This window comes from Frigoribacterium sp. Leaf172 (assembly GCF_001424285.1).
Lineage (GTDB): Bacteria > Actinomycetota > Actinomycetes > Actinomycetales > Microbacteriaceae > Frigoribacterium.
The window spans coordinates 797,111-810,992 of the sequence record NZ_LMPB01000002.1; the positions used below are offsets into that span (position 1 = coordinate 797,111).

Annotated in this window: 11 protein-coding genes; 2 read left to right on the forward strand and 9 right to left on the reverse strand. The window is 73.5% G+C overall.

Translation table 11 applies throughout. From position 1 onward, the window contains the following. Positions 1 to 5 precede the first annotated feature (5 nt). The 6 genes from ASF89_RS10005 to ASF89_RS10030 all read right to left on the reverse strand — a co-directional run bounded on the left by ASF89_RS10005 (position 6) and on the right by ASF89_RS10030 (position 9,258). The gene (locus ASF89_RS10005; RefSeq protein ID WP_055814260.1) at positions 6 to 2,261 is read right to left on the reverse strand and encodes a transglutaminaseTgpA domain-containing protein; all 2,256 of its coding nucleotides are present in this window, start codon (positions 2,259 to 2,261) and stop codon (positions 6 to 8) included. Further along, positions 2,254 to 3,477 (reverse strand): DUF58 domain-containing protein, encoded by a 1,224-nt coding sequence (locus tag ASF89_RS10010; protein WP_156463367.1) that lies wholly within the window; start codon positions 3,475 to 3,477, stop codon positions 2,254 to 2,256. Before ASF89_RS10010 ends, ASF89_RS10005 begins: the two co-directional genes overlap by 8 nt. Before the next feature lie 146 nt (positions 3,478 to 3,623). Then, entirely contained in the window at positions 3,624 to 4,640 is a 1,017-nt protein-coding gene (locus tag ASF89_RS10015; RefSeq protein WP_055796356.1) for a MoxR family ATPase, read from the reverse strand. 108 nt (positions 4,641 to 4,748) lie between these two features. Continuing rightward, the gene (coaD, locus tag ASF89_RS10020; protein WP_055796352.1) at positions 4,749 to 5,231 is read right to left on the reverse strand and encodes a pantetheine-phosphate adenylyltransferase; all 483 of its coding nucleotides are present in this window, start codon (positions 5,229 to 5,231) and stop codon (positions 4,749 to 4,751) included. Between the two features lie 64 nt (positions 5,232 to 5,295). After that, positions 5,296 to 7,500: an ATP-dependent DNA helicase RecG gene (locus ASF89_RS10025; RefSeq protein ID WP_055796347.1), complete on the reverse strand. Its 2,205-nt coding sequence runs from the start codon at positions 7,498 to 7,500 to the stop codon at positions 5,296 to 5,298. Positions 7,501 to 7,551: 51 nt separating this feature from the next. Next, a complete protein-coding gene (locus ASF89_RS10030) occupies positions 7,552 to 9,258 on the reverse strand; it encodes an acyl-CoA dehydrogenase family protein (protein WP_055814267.1) in 1,707 nt (568 codons plus the stop codon). A 135-nt stretch (positions 9,259 to 9,393) separates the two neighbouring features. Between ASF89_RS10030 and rsmD the strand changes: the two genes are divergently transcribed. Next, a complete protein-coding gene (gene rsmD / locus ASF89_RS10035) occupies positions 9,394 to 9,969 on the forward strand; it encodes a 16S rRNA (guanine(966)-N(2))-methyltransferase RsmD (RefSeq protein ID WP_055796340.1) in 576 nt (191 codons plus the stop codon). A gap of 32 nt (positions 9,970 to 10,001) precedes the next feature. Here rsmD and thiL read toward each other — a convergent pair whose 3' ends face one another. Next, positions 10,002 to 11,021: a thiamine-phosphate kinase gene (thiL, locus tag ASF89_RS10040; protein ID WP_055814272.1), complete on the reverse strand. Its 1,020-nt coding sequence runs from the start codon at positions 11,019 to 11,021 to the stop codon at positions 10,002 to 10,004. A gap of 24 nt (positions 11,022 to 11,045) precedes the next feature. On the opposite strand from thiL, the gene ASF89_RS10045 reads away from it, so the two are divergent. After that, the gene (locus ASF89_RS10045) at positions 11,046 to 11,573 is read left to right on the forward strand and encodes a DUF3515 family protein (protein ID WP_055796333.1); all 528 of its coding nucleotides are present in this window, start codon (positions 11,046 to 11,048) and stop codon (positions 11,571 to 11,573) included. A gap of 40 nt (positions 11,574 to 11,613) precedes the next feature. Here ASF89_RS10045 and ASF89_RS10050 read toward each other — a convergent pair whose 3' ends face one another. Together ASF89_RS10050 and ASF89_RS10055 are read right to left on the reverse strand one after the other, a co-directional pair. Then, the gene (locus tag ASF89_RS10050; RefSeq protein ID WP_082489918.1) at positions 11,614 to 12,768 is read right to left on the reverse strand and encodes a D-alanine--D-alanine ligase family protein; all 1,155 of its coding nucleotides are present in this window, start codon (positions 12,766 to 12,768) and stop codon (positions 11,614 to 11,616) included. A 76-nt stretch (positions 12,769 to 12,844) separates the two neighbouring features. Beyond that, positions 12,845 to 13,858 (reverse strand): NAD(P)H-dependent glycerol-3-phosphate dehydrogenase, encoded by a 1,014-nt coding sequence (locus tag ASF89_RS10055; protein WP_055798285.1) that lies wholly within the window; start codon positions 13,856 to 13,858, stop codon positions 12,845 to 12,847. Positions 13,859 to 13,882 lie beyond the last annotated feature (24 nt).

A 13,882-nucleotide genomic window follows, 5' to 3' on the forward strand; every position in this document is an offset into this window, starting at 1 on the left:
CGAGTTTACGCCGTCAGGCCGTTTCCCGCTGGGGAAGGCGCGATCAGCGACCTCGGCGCCAGCCGGGCCACGAGGCGCTCGCGCGACGTCGACGACGATCGGAGACCCGCGACGACGAGCGCGGCGTCTGACCACGCGGACTCCCCCGCGGCCACCCCGCCGAAGCGCTCGGTCTGCAGGGCGGAGACGAGCCGGTCGAGGGCGAGCCGCGCCTCCTCGGCCCCCTGCCCTCGGGCGAGCCGCTCGGCGAGGGCACGGGCCGTCGCCGTCGGCGTGGCCCCGTGAGGCGGTGCGACGCCGAGATCGGCTCCGGTGTCGACGACCTCGCGCCAGGCGGCCAGACCGACGTCGGGCGGCGCGACGGACCGACGGCGACGACGGCGCCCGGCCCGGAGCCCCGAGGGGACGACGAGGACGAGCGCGAGGAGGGCGACCACGATCAGACCCGTCGCCTCGAGCCCGCGACCCGCCTGGCCGGAGGCGGACCCGGATGCCGTCGGATCGGTCGCATCGGTCGTCGGAGTGGGCGTCGCGGACTCGGCGGGCGCGTCGTCGGCGGACGGCGTCGGGGTCGCGGCGTCGTCCGCCGAGGGCGCCGCGGTGGGCTCGACCCCCGTCGGCTGGAGGTAGGACTGCGGCCTGCCGAGCCCGACGGTCGGTTCGAACGGGACCCAGCCGAGGCCCTCGAAGTACAGCTCGGGCCAGGTGTGCAGATCGTCGCTGCTGACCCGGCGCTCGGCGTCGGCGCCGAAGCCGGTCGACTCGCCGGGCAGGAACCCCACGGCGACGCGCGACGGGATGCCGATCGTGCGGGCCATGACCGCCATCGACGACGCGAAGTGCACGCAGTAGCCGCTGCGCACCTGGAGGAACGTCTGCACGGCGTCGAGCCCGCTGCCGTCGTAGCCCTCGTCGACGGGGGTGTCCTCGGAGTAGACGAAGTCGCCGTCGCGGAAGAAGCTCTGCAGCGCCACGGCCGCATCGAACGCGTTGGGCGTGTCGGCGGTGACCTCGGCCGCGAGGTCGACGACGCTCTGCGGGACCCCGTCGGTCGACAGGTACTCGGCCATCGCGGCGCCCTCGTCGGCGAGCGACGCGACGACCTGCTCGCGACTCGGATCGACGGGCGAGCTCTCGACGGTGTACTCGAGGCCCTGGGTCCCGGTCGAGGTGCTGCGGACCGTCACGCCGGACTCGACGACGACCCCCCACTCGTCGTCGACGCCCTCGACGCTCGTCGCCGGCACGGGCAGGGGCAGGTACGGGCTGCGCAGCGAACCCACATCGATCTCGGTGGTCACCTCGCGCCGGTCGGTGCCGTCGGCGATGCCGGGCGCGGCGGGGAGACTGTCGAGACTCGCCTCGGGATCGGGGTCGCCCTCGGCGGGGCTCCACGACCGACCGGAGAAGTCGACCAGGTCGACGAGTTTGAGGTAGTCCCCGTCGGCGTCCGACGACCGGTAGGTCAGCACCGTGACGGGGGCGCCTCGGCGCAGGTCGTCGCCGAGGTCGACGATCGGGTTGACGCCCGTCGCCAGCCCGAGACCGGACCCTCCCGAGCCGCTGAGCGGGGCCACCCCGCCGAGAGGCACGGTCGCAGTCAGCACACCGGCCACCGCCACGGCCGCGACGCCGCCGACGAGACCGCCGACGGTCGGACGACGCCCGGTCGCCAGAGCCAGCAGCACGAGGAAGAGCAGGACGGTCACGGCGACGGCGGGCCAGCTCGTGGTGACGCCGGGCACGAAGGCGGGGACGGCGAGCACCACGACGGCGACGATCCCCGAGAACGCCGGCAGCTGACCGACGGACGACACGAGGTCGATGATGATGGAGGCGGCCAGCACCGACACCAGGACGGTCGCGAGGACGCCGTCGGAGACGTCGAGCGGCGCCGATTCGGCCACGATCGCCGCCTCGGCCTGATCGGCGAGGTCGCGCACGCGCTGCAGCGTGGCCGAGGTGGGGATCACCCCGAGCACGGCCGTGCCGCCCGACATGAATGCGCAGGTCAGCGCGGACCCGGCCACCGCGCCGACGATCCAGGCGACCCACGAGGGCGCCCGGAGACGACGCGCCGCGAGGGAGACCCCCAGGACGGCGGCGGACACCGACGTCGCGGCGAGCCACCACCCGGCGCCGACGAAGAGAGGCTGGAGGCTGGCGAGGGCCGCGACGAAGACGAGCCAGGCGACGAGGGTCGGCTGCCACGTCCCGGCGGGGACCCTCACGACCGGGCGCCGCGGCGACGCGTCAGTCATGGAGCAGCCCCGCCCCGACGACGACGTCGGACACGGGATCGCCCGACGTCGCGGTCACGACCCGCCAGCCCGCCTCGCGGAGCGCGTCGGCGACGTCGTCGGGACCCAGATCGTCGTCCGCGCGCTCCCCGCCGACGGGCGACGTCTCTCGGAACCCGAGCGGCGGCGACACGACGAGGGCGACGGCCGACGAGCCGACGGCCCGCGAGCGGCCGAGCGCCTCGATCTCGGCGGCGCGGAGGCCCGAGACGACGGCCACGACGGGTTCGCGGGGCGCGGGAGGCGCCGCGACGACGCCGGCTCCCCCGGCCCGGAGGTCGATCCGCCGGAGATCGTCCAGCGCGAGGTCGGCGAGCGCCTCGAGGTAGGCGGACGGGGAGTCGGGGTCGTGCCGGGCCAGCAGGTCGCCGGCGGGGGTCGTCACCTGCGTCACCGAACCGCTCCGACCGGATTCGACGCCGAGACTCGCGACGACCGAGACCGCCCACTCGAAGGCCTCGCTGGCGCTCCGTCCGTCGGGCCCCGGGTGCGAGTCGGACCAGCCGTCGGCCGCGACGGCCAGGACGAGCCGCGCGCTCGGTAGACCGTGCTGCTCCTCCTGCCGGACCATGAGCTCGTCGTGCCGGGCCGAGGCCTTCCAGTGCACCCGTCGCATGGGGTCGCCTCGTCGGTACTGCCGGGTCACGGGGTCGTCGTCCCCGCCGGCGAGGCTCTGCTCGCGCTGCCGCCGCGCACCGTCGCCGAGGGCGCGCGACTCGGCGCCTCCCCCGAGCTCGTGGACCTCGGGGACGACGATCAGCTCGGCCACGCCCGGTGCCACGACCCGGCGGCGGGCCACCCCGAACGACTCGATGAGGTCGACGTGCAGCGGGCCCACCCGGTGCCGACCGCGCGGCAGACCGTCGTGACGGAACACCGCCGAGGAGGCGCGGCCCGGCACGAGCGCGATGCCCACGGCCTCGGAGGGCCGGGTCCGGCGCCAGCCGACGTCGTCGCGGATCCCCATCGTCCCGGCGGCGCCGCCCGTGGCCGTCAGGGTGACGGTCTCGTCGACCGACCAGCCCGCCACGCCGCGGTCGGGCGAGAAGCGGCGGGTCACGACGAGCCGGGGCCGGCGGAGGAGGAGCGAGACGAGCACCGCCACGACGAGGACGACCAGCGTGGTGCCGGCGAAGACCAGCGCCGGTGCCGGCAGGATCGTCCCCAGGACGATCAAGGCGAGACCGGCCCCGACGACCGCTCCCCCGCGCAGGGTGGGTCGCGGGACTCCGCCGCGGGTCGGCGAGAGACGTCGCGCGGCCTCCGCACGCCGCGGCTCACTCGCCCGCGGAGCGGGTGGTGCCTGCGGGCCGTCGACCACGATCAGCGCGCGTCGCCGAGCGGGACGGGCGTCGACGCGACGACGTCGGCCACGACGTCGTAGGCGGCCGACACCGCGCCGGCGCCCGCCCGGCCGGCGAGGATGATGCGGTGTCCGAGCACGGGACCGCTCATCGCGTCGATGTCGTCGGGCACGACGAACTCGCGACCGCTGAGAGCCGCCCACGACTTCGCCGCCCGCATGAGCTGCAGCGTCGCCCGAGGGCTCGCGCCGAGTCGCACGTCGGGGTGGACCCGGGTGGCCTGCACGAGCGCCACGGCGTACCGCTCGACCGCCTCGGCGGTGTACACGGCGCGGACGGACGCGATCATCCGCCGCAGGTCGACGAGCGTGACGAGGGGCTTCAGGACGTCGAGGGGGCTGACGCGTTCGCGCTGCTGGACCATGCGCAGTTCGCTCTCGGCATCGGGGTAGCCGAGCGAGATCCGGGCCATGAACCGGTCGCGCTGCGCCTCCGGGAGCGAGTACGTGCCCTCCATCTCCACCGGGTTCTGCGTCGCGACGACGAGGAACGGATCGGGCAGGGGGTGCGTGATGCCGTCGACGGTGACCTGGCGCTCCTCCAGGCTCTCGAGCAGGGCCGACTGCGTCTTCGGCGATGCCCGGTTGATCTCGTCTCCGATGACGACGTTCGCGAACACCGGGCCGGGCTTGAACTCGAACCCGCCCGAGGGCCGGTCGAAGACGGACACGCCCGTGATGTCGCTCGGCAGCAGGTCGGGGGTGAACTGGATGCGCGTCACCGTCGCGTCGACGGCCTTGGCCAGAGCGCGCGCGAGCTGGGTCTTGCCGACGCCGGGGACGTCCTCGATGAGGAGGTGCCCCTCCGCGAGCAGGACGGTCAGGGCCGTGCCGATGGCGCCGTCCTTGCCGTCGATGACCGTGCCGATGGCCTCGAGGATCCCCCGGGCGCGCTGCTGCACCTCGGCGAGCGGCATGAGCCCGACGTCGTCGTGGGCGGCATCCGCCAGGTCGGCGGGTCGGCTGGTCGTGGTCATCGGCGTGCTCTCTGACGAAGGGGTGCGCGGGTGCTGCGGGGCGGGGCGTCGAGCGGTGTTCGGAGCGGTCGCCCCCGAGGAGGCGGTGCTCGGGCTGCCGCGTCGGCCTCAGGTGGTCTGGAGGTACTCCGCGACGACCCGCGGCACGTACGGCGACACGTCGCCGCCGAGCCCCGCGACCTGACGCACGAGCGAGCTGGAGACGTGGGCATGGGCGGGGTCGGGCAGCAGGAAGACCGTCTCGACGCCGGCCAGGCTCCGGTTCATGATCGCCATCGGCGTCTCGTAGGCGACGTCCACCTGCGATCGGATCCCCTTGACGAGGACGCTGGCGCCGACGTCGGTGCAGTAGTCGACGAGCAGCCCCATGCTCCAGCTGTGCACGCTGACGCTCTCGGGCAGCCCGGCGTCGCGGAGTGCGGCAGTCAGGAGCGAGACCCGCTGCGCCAAGGGCAGGAGCGCTGACTTGTCGGGGTTGTGGACGACGAGGACGTGGACCTCGTCGAAGATGTTGGCCGCCCGGGCGATCACGTCGACGTGACCGAGGGTGACCGGGTCGAACGACCCCGGGACGACGGCGATCCTGCTCATGGCCACACAGTAGCGGCCCGGCCCGGGAGGTTGGCCGAGCATCCGCCGGACGACGCCCGAGGGCTCAGTTCTTGCCCATGGCCTCGCGACCGCGGTCGTCGAGCCGCCTGGCGATGGCCGCGGCGAGGGCGGGGTGGTCGAGGAGGCGCGGGTCGGCGTCGAGCACCTCGGACGCGTGCTCGCGCGCCAGACCGATGAGGTCGCCGTCGCGCGCGACCCGGAGCAGACGGAGCGACGAGCGGCCGCCCGACTGGAGGTCGCCGAGGACGTCGCCCTCCCGCCGGAGGTCGAGGTCGACCTGGGCGAGCTCGAAGCCGTCGAGCGTCGAGGCCACCGCGTCGACGCGTTCGCGGGCGACGGTGTCGCTCGGGGCCGAGGTCACGAGCAGGCAGAGCCCGGCGTGCCCGCCACGACCCACCCGCCCCCTCAGCTGGTGGAGCTGCGAGACGCCGAACCGGTCGGCGTCGAGGACGACCATGGTCGAGGCGTTCGGGACGTCGACCCCGACCTCGATGACCGTGGTGGCGATGAGCATGTCGATCGCGCCCGCCGCGAAGCGCCGCATCACGTCGTCCTTCTCGTCGGACGACATGCGGCCGTGCAGAGGTTCGATGACGAGACCCTCGAGGACGGGCAGGGACGCCGTCAGGGCGAGGACCGCCTCGACGCTCGCCCGGGGCGGGGCCGCGGGTCGCTCGGCTCCGTCGGTCTCGGCGTCCGAGCCGGAGACGGGCTCCGCCTCGTCGCCCGGCTCGCTCGTCGCCGCGTCGATGGCGGGGCAGACGACGAAGACCTGACGGCCCGCCCGGATCTCCTCCGCCGACCGCTGCCAGACGCGGTCGACCCAGCCCGGGTGGTCGGCGAGCGGCACGACGAACGACTCGATGGGACGTCGGCCCTTCGGCAGCTCGGCGATGGTCGAGATGTCGAGGTCGCCGAAGACGGTCATGGCCACCGTGCGCGGGATCGGCGTCGCCGTGAGCACGAGGACGTGCGGCGGGGTCGCACCCTTCTTGCGCAGGGCCTCGCGCTGCTCGACGCCGAAGCGGTGCTGCTCGTCGACGACGACGAGACCGAGATCGAAGAACCCGACGGTCTCGCTGATCAGGGCGTGCGTGCCGACGACGATGTGCGCCTGACCGCTCACGATCGACAGCAGCGCCTTCTTGCGCTGGGCCGTGGTCATCTGCCCGGTCAGCAGCGTCGGCCGGAGTCGCGCGGCGAGATCGGGGCCGAGGGTGGCGGTGATCGACCGGAGATGCTGCGACGCCAGGACCTCGGTCGGGGCGAGGAGCGCCGACTGCCCCCCGCTCTCGGCGACGGCGAGCATGGCCCGCAGGGCGACGAGGGTCTTGCCCGAGCCGACCTCGCCCTGGACGAGCCGGTTCATCGGCACGTCGGCCTCGAGGTCGCGGGTGATCTCGTCGCCGACGAGCCGCTGATCGCCCGTCCGGTCGAACGGCAGCGCCGCGTCGAAGGCGGCCAGCATGCCGTCGGGGGCGGCCCGCCGCGGCGTCGCCGCCGAGCGCCGGACGAGCGCACGCTGCTGGAGCAGTGCGCTCTGCAGCACGAACGCCTCGTCGAAACGGAGGGCGTCTCGGGCCCTCAGATGGTCGCGGTCGGTCTCGGGGCGGTGGATGCGCTCGTACGCCTCGGCGACGGGCATCAGCTCGAGCTCGGCGCGCACGGACGCGGGCACGACGTCATCGATAGGAGGCAGGCCGTCGAGCAGCACCTCGACCGACTTCTGGACCTGCCACGAGGCGACGGACGCGCTGGCCGGATAGATCGGGATCGGTTGACGCGCCCACTTCTGCGCCTCGGCGTCGCCCACCCCGGCGACGGCCTCGTGCGAGGCGTCGAACAGCTCGTAGTCGGGATGAGCCAGCTGCCGCAGCCCGCGGTAGTCGCCCACCTTGCCCGCGAAGATGCCCCGGGCCCCGGGTACGAGGTCGCGGGCCCGCCACGCCTGGTTGAAGAACGTCAGGGTGAGGATGCCCTGCCCGTCGCCGATGCGGACCTCGAGGATCGACCCGCGTCGGGCCCGCATCGTGCGCTCTCGGACGTCGAGCACCTGGGCCACGATGGTGACCGCCTCGCCGAGGGGGAGCTGGTCGAGGGCCGTGAGCTCGCCCCGCCGCGCGTACCGGCGCGGGAAGTGCGTCAGCAGATCGCCGACCGTTCGCAGCCCGAACGCCTTCTGCAGAGCGGTCGCCGTGCGCCCGCCCAGGGCACCGGCGAGGGACGCGTCGAGGGGTGAGTCGGGCACGGACTCACGCTACCGCCCACCCCCGACAGACGCTCCCGACCCGGGCGGCCGTCACAGGGTGTAGCGATACCCCCCGGAGGCGCGGGTCTCCGCGGCGAGCGCCGCACCCCGTCGATCGTCGTCGACCTCGAGACCGCGCAGATGCCGTGACACCGCGCGCGCCGACTCCCGGCAGTAGTCGACGGCCAGGCGACGCTCGGCGTCCGAGTCGGCCCGCCCCTCCTGCAGGGCCGTCGACGCGCGCGACAGGACCGCCGTCTGGGCGTAGATGCCGCTCGCCGCGTCCGCGAGGCGCTTCTGCACGAGCTGCTTCTCCTGGACCCTCTTGCCGTGGCGACGGAGGGCGCCCTCCGCGCGCTCGCGCAGCCGCGAGACCTGCTCGCCGAGCTCGGCGGCCGGCTTGGCCAGCGAGGGATGCACGCCGACCGGCCGGTCGGGGCGGATCCTCCGCTGCACCCGCCCGGCCACGTAAGGCGCGAGCACGCCGAGGGCGCGGCCCGGGGCTCCGATGCTCAACGACGCCACGTCGGGCAGCTCGTCGCTGAGCGACTTGAGGCCGTTCAACGCCACGAAGGCCCGCAGGACGTCGTTGGCGCCCTCGAAGATCGGGAAGATGCGGAAGTCCCGGAGCGCCTTCGCCAGCGGGTGGCCCTCCATGTACGCCTCGCCGCCGTGCAGCTGGACCGCGCGGTTCAGCGCGTACCACCCGGTGTCGCTGGCGGCGACCTTCGTCATGGCCGACTCGAGGGCGAAATCGGTGTCGCCGCGGTCGACGAGACCCGTGGTGAGATACGACATCGACTCGACGCCGTAGATCTGGCGCGTCATCCAGGCGAGCTTGTCGCCGACCATCTCGAAGTCCGCGAGCGGTCTGCCGAACTGACGACGCGCCTCCGTGTGCTCGAGGCTCAGCTCGAGGAACCTCTTCATGCCGCCCGCGATGGCCGTCCCCATCGACATGCGCCCGTTGTTGAGCGTGTTGACCGCGATGCGGAAGCCGTCGCCGGGCTCGCCGAGCAGGTTCTCGGCCGGCACGCGGACGTCGGTGAACCGGACGCGCTGCAGGCGATTGGCCTTGAGGCCGTGCGTCTCGAACCGCGGCCCCGTGCTGAGCCCGTCCATCCCCTTCTCGACGATCAGCGCGACGTGCCCCAGGTCGCTCTGCGCGAAGACCGTCAGCACGTCGCCGTCGCCGTTGCCGATCCAGCGCTTCTCGCCGTTCAGCAGCCAGCTGCCGTCGCTCTGCCGCTCCGCCCGGGTCTCGAGCGCGTAGGCGTCGCTGCCCACGTTGGGCTCCGTCAGGACGAAGGCGGCGAGCTTCCGACCGCTGGCCAGGTCGGGCAGCCAGCGGGCCTTCTGATCGTCGGTGCCGAAGAGGTGGAGGGGCTTCGTGCCGATGGACTGGTGGACGCCCATGACCGTGGCGAGCGTGCCGTCGACCCGACCGAACTCCTCGTAGACCCGGCAGTACGCGCTCTGTCCGAGACCCAGCCCGCCGTACTCCTCCGAGACGAACAGGCCCATGAGCCCGCGCTCGCCGAGCTCGCGGACGAGATCGTCGCCGATCCACCCGTCGCGTTCCGCCTTCAGGGGGTCGTAGCCGGACAGGACCTCGCGCGCCGAGGCCGAGATCGTCTCGACCTTCTTCTTCTCGTCGGCGGACATCTGCGGATAGGGCAGGACGAGCTCCGAGGCGATGCGCCCCGCGAACATCGACTTGGTGAAGGAGGGACGGATGGTCCGATCGACGCTGGTCATGCTCAGGGATGCTGCTCGACTCGACGGGACGCGCCAAGTCGCTTGTGCGACATCCACGAAGACGGGCGTGGCACCGCGCGACCGACTTGTCGGGTTGCGCGAAGCCGGCCCCGACGACCTGGCAAGGTTGTCCCCATGTCCCGCATCATCTCCGGCTTCGCCGACAACCTCACGCTCGTCGTCCCGAAGGTCGGCACGAGGCCCACGAGCGACCGCGTGCGGGAGGCCCTCTTCTCGTCGCTCGACGCCCGCGACGAGATCCGAGGGCGAGCCGTGCTCGACCTCTACGCCGGGACGGGCGGGCTGGGGCTCGAGGCGGCCTCGCGCGGGGCCGCGTCGGTCACGCTCGTCGAGAAGTCGCCCGCCGCCGCCAAGGTGCTGCGCCGGAACGCCGACGCGGTGCTCGCACGGGCGCCGAAGCCGCCCCGAGGCGCGCCGCCGCGCGTCGACCTCGTCGTGCAGTCGGTGCGGTCGTTCCTCACCGGCTCGGGCGCCCTCGTCGACCTGGTCTTCTTCGACCCGCCTTACGAGCTCACGACGGACGAGCTGGCCGACGATCTGTCGGCTCTCGTCCCGCTCCTCGCACCCGAGGCCCTCGTGGTCGTCGAGCGGGCGAGCCGCGACGGCGCGCCCCGCTGGCCCGACGGACTGAGCCTCGACGTCAAGAAGCAGTACGGCGACACGACCGTCTGGTTCGCCGTCCGCGACTGACCCGCGAGAGGCCGTGCGGGCGACGGACGGCGTCAGCCGCGGTCTCCGGACCACCGGCGGTACGGGTCCCAGCCCCCGGTCGCACCGGGATCGACACCGTCGACCGTGACCGGCGGCGAGCCCGGATCGGCTGCGCGGACCGTTCCGATCGCGCGGAATCCTCCCGGCAGGAGGGAGTCGGGCGGGAACGTCGCGAACAGCGAGTGATCCTCGCCGCCGGAGAGGGCGGCCGTCGGGTCGGTGCCGAGCGCCCCGGAGTCGAGGTCGATCACGACGCCGCTCGCCCGGGCCACCCGACCCGCGTCGAGGGCCAGACCGTCGGACAGATCGAGCATCGCGGTCGCACCGGCCCGCGCGGCCAGGGGTCCGTCGGCCACGGGCGGGGTGGGCGCCAGCTGCCAGCCGACATCGGAATCGCGTCCGCGCAGACCCGCTGCGGCCACCGCGTCGGGCGCGCCGTCGTGATCGACGCCGAGGCGGAACAGGAGCGCCAGCCCCCGAGCCGCCCGTCCGAGCGGACCCGAGACGGCCACGACGTCACCCGCGGACGCCCCGTCGCGGGTGACGGGACGACGCCCTTCGAGATCGCCGAAGGCCGTCACGGCGATCGTCAGCGTCGCCGAGACCGACAGATCGCCGCCGACCACGCCGCAGCCCGGCGCCATCACGGCGCACGCGTCGCGCAGCCCGTCGGCCAGGGCCTCGAGGTCGGCCACCGGGGTCTCCCCCGGCACCGCGAGCGCGACGACGAGCGCCGTCGGCACCGCTCCCATCGCGGCGACGTCGGCGAGGTTCGAGGCGGCGGCCTTCCAGCCGAGGTCGTACGGCGACGACCAGGCCAGACGGAAGTCGGGGCCGTGCACCATCAGATCCGTCGTCACGACGAAGCGGCCGTCGGGCGCCGACACGACGGCGGCGTCGTCGCCCGGTCCGAGGTCCGTGCGCGAGCCTCGGGGCAGTCGGGGCAGGATGCGCGCGAGCGTCTCGAGCTCACCGGCCCCCTGCACCGTCACGGGTGGTTCGACGTCGACCGACGTGGCGGGGTGCTCCATGGAGACGACGGTAGCCTGAACAGCGTGCCCAGCCCGACCAGGCGACCCCGTCGCCGCCTCCTCAGCCTGCTCGCCGCCGGCGCCGTGGTCGTACCCGCGCTCGCCGGCTGCACGGCCGCCGTGCCCCTGACCGCCGCGGCCGACGCGAACGACCCGGCCTGCGCCCAGGTGACGGTGCACCTCCCCGAGAAGGTCGGCCCCGAGAGCGCGCCCTACGAGCGCCGTGAGACCGACGCCCAGGCCACCGGTGCGTGGGGCACGCCGAGTCAGGTGCTGCTGCGATGCGGCGTCGAGGCTCCCGCCGTCTCGGATCTGCCGTGCTACCCGGTCAGCGGCGTCGACTGGCTAGCCGACCAGGATTCCGACGACCCGGACACCTACGTCTTCACGACCTACGGGCGGACCCCCGCCGTCCAGGTCGTCGTCACGGCCGAGGCGGGCAGCAGCGCGCTGTTCGACCTGGCGGACGCGGTGGGGTACCTGCCGAACGACGGCCGCGGCTGCGTCGGCGTCGAGGACCTCCCCGGCACCGAGGCGACGCCGGCCCCCTGAGTCGGCCCGCGCCTCCTCGGCTCAGGTCTCGGCGGCGCTCTCAGCGCTCGGTCTCGAGGCCCAGTTCGATCAGCTCGGTGATGAGCTCGGGGTAGCTGAGGCCGCTGGCGAGCCAGCAGGCCGGGAACATCGAGATGGGCGTGAAGCCGGGCATCGTGTTGATCTCATTGATCACCCAGCCGTCGTCGGTCAGGAAGAAGTCGACCCGCGACAGGCCCGTGCCGTCGACGGCCTCGAAGGCGAGAGCGGCGAGGCGCTGCATCTCGGCCAGGTCATCTGCCGCGAGCTCGGCCGGGCAGACGAGGTCGGCGCCCGGCGCACCGAGGTACTTGGACTCGAAGTCGTAGAAGGTCTCGCCGCCGAGGACGATCTCGCCGCCCACGGACGTGCGCGGAGCACCCCCGTCGCGGCCGCCGAGCACGGCGCACTCGATCTCGCGGCCGACGACCGCGGCCTCGACGAGCACCTTGCCGTCTTCTGCCAGACCGACCTCCATCGCGGCGGCGAGACCGGCCTCGGAGTCGACCCGGGACACCCCGACGCTCGACCCCGCACGCGCGGGCTTGACGAACACCGGGAAGCCGAGATCGGCGACGTCGGCCGTCACCTGGGCGGGGTCGTCCTGCCAGGCCCGCCGGCGGACGGTGCGCCACGGGGCCACGGCGATGCCGGCCGCCTGGAGCACCGTCTTGGTGAAGTGCTTGTCCATTCCCACCGAGGAGGCGAGCAGACCGGCCCCGACGTACGGCAGGCCCACGAGCTCGAGGAGGCCCTGGACGGTGCCGTCCTCGCCGAACCGGCCGTGGAGGATCGGGAACACGACATCGACCGCGCCGAGCAGGCGCACGCTGCCGTCGGGTTCGACGACCGAGAGCTCGCGACTCGAGGTCGACTCCGGCCAGTGCACCCGCGTGCCGTTGTCGACGACGCCCGGGAGGGAGTCGGCGGAGAGCGAGAAGGCCCCGGCGTCGTCGGGCTGCAGGGTGAAGGCGCCGTCCCGGGTGATGCCGACGGGGACGACGTCGTACCGATCACGGTCGATCGCGGACAGCACGCCGCCGGCGGTCGCGCAGCTGATGGCGTGCTCGCTCGACCGCCCGCCGAAGAGGACGACGACGGTCTGCTTGTGCCCGGCGGGGGCTGAGACGGCCGTCGTGGCCCCGGTCTCTGCGGGGCTCGTCGGATCGATGCTCATCGGGGTCCCTCTCGGGTGGTCGGCGGGCGCGGGCCCCGGCGTCGAGCCGCACCGGGGGCGCGCCGTCGACCGGAGGTCACTCGCCCTGGGGCTCGCTGGTCTCGGTGAGGTGCGGAGCGATGTTCCGCGGGTCAAGCGTACCGGCGAGCACCTCGGCCACCTGCTGCACGATGGGCATGTCGACGCCGCGGCTGCGGGCGAGCTCGAGGATGGGCGCGACCGACGCGAGGCCCTCGGCGGTCTGGTTCATCTGACGGACGACGTCGCCGAACGCGTACCCCTGCCCCAGGAGGCGTCCCGCCGTGTTGTTGCGCGACAGCGGGGACTCGCAGGTGGCGATGAGGTCGCCGAGCCCGGCGAGCCCGGCGAGCGTCTCGGCCTTGGCCCCGAACGAGACGGCGAAGGCCGTCATCTCGGCCAACCCGCGGGTGATGATCGAGGCCTTGGTGTTCTCTCCGTAGCCGACCCCGTCGACGATGCCGATGGCGACCGCGATGAGGTTCTTGAGCACTCCCCCGAACTCCGTGCCGATGACGTCGGTGTTGACGAACGAGCGGAAGTACGGGTTGGTGGCCGTGGCCGCCACGAGGGTCGCGGTCTCGAGGCTGTGGGACGACACCACGGCCGCCGTCGGCTGCCTCTTAGCGATCTCGAGGGCGAGGTTCGGGCCGGACGCGACGGCGATGAGGGACCTGTCGACGTCGAGCTCGCTCTCGATCACCTGACTCATCCGGAGACCGGTCGCCTTCTCGACGCCCTTCATGAGGCTGACGACGGGGACGCCGTGCGGGACGAGCGAGCGGATGGCCGTGAGGTTGTCGCGCAGCGTCTGACTCGGGACCGAGAGGTAGACCTGCTCGGCGCCGTCGAGGGCGGTCGCGACGTCGGACGACGCCACGAGCGTGCGGGGGAGGTTGATGCCCGGCAGGTAGTCCGTGTTGCGCTTGCTCTCGGTGATCTCGCGAGCAACCTCGGGCCGCCGCGCCCAGAGCGTGACGTCGGCGCCGCCCTCCGCCAGGACCTTGGCGAAGGTGGTGCCCCAGCTGCCCGACCCGAGCACGGCGACCCGGCGCGGGACGGACTCGCGCATGACGATCGAGATCGCCTCGGTCGT

Excerpts from the sequence above, each read along its gene's own strand:
- ASF89_RS10005 (WP_055814260.1), bottom strand. The coding sequence starts at position 2,261 with ATGACTGACGCGTCGCCGCGGCGCCCGGTCGTGAGGGTCCCCGCCGGG.
- ASF89_RS10015 (WP_055796356.1), bottom strand. The coding sequence starts at position 4,640 with ATGACCACGACCAGCCGACCCGCCGACCTGGCGGATGCCGCCCACGAC.
- coaD (WP_055796352.1), bottom strand. The coding sequence starts at position 5,231 with ATGAGCAGGATCGCCGTCGTCCCGGGGTCGTTCGACCCGGTCACCCTC.
- ASF89_RS10030 (WP_055814267.1), bottom strand. The coding sequence starts at position 9,258 with ATGACCAGCGTCGATCGGACCATCCGTCCCTCCTTCACCAAGTCGATG.
- rsmD (WP_055796340.1), top strand. The coding sequence starts at position 9,394 with ATGTCCCGCATCATCTCCGGCTTCGCCGACAACCTCACGCTCGTCGTC.
- thiL (WP_055814272.1), bottom strand. The coding sequence starts at position 11,021 with ATGGAGCACCCCGCCACGTCGGTCGACGTCGAACCACCCGTGACGGTG.
- ASF89_RS10050 (WP_082489918.1), bottom strand. The coding sequence starts at position 12,768 with ATGAGCATCGATCCGACGAGCCCCGCAGAGACCGGGGCCACGACGGCC.
- ASF89_RS10055 (WP_055798285.1), bottom strand. The coding sequence starts at position 13,858 with ATGCGCGAGTCCGTCCCGCGCCGGGTCGCCGTGCTCGGGTCGGGCAGC.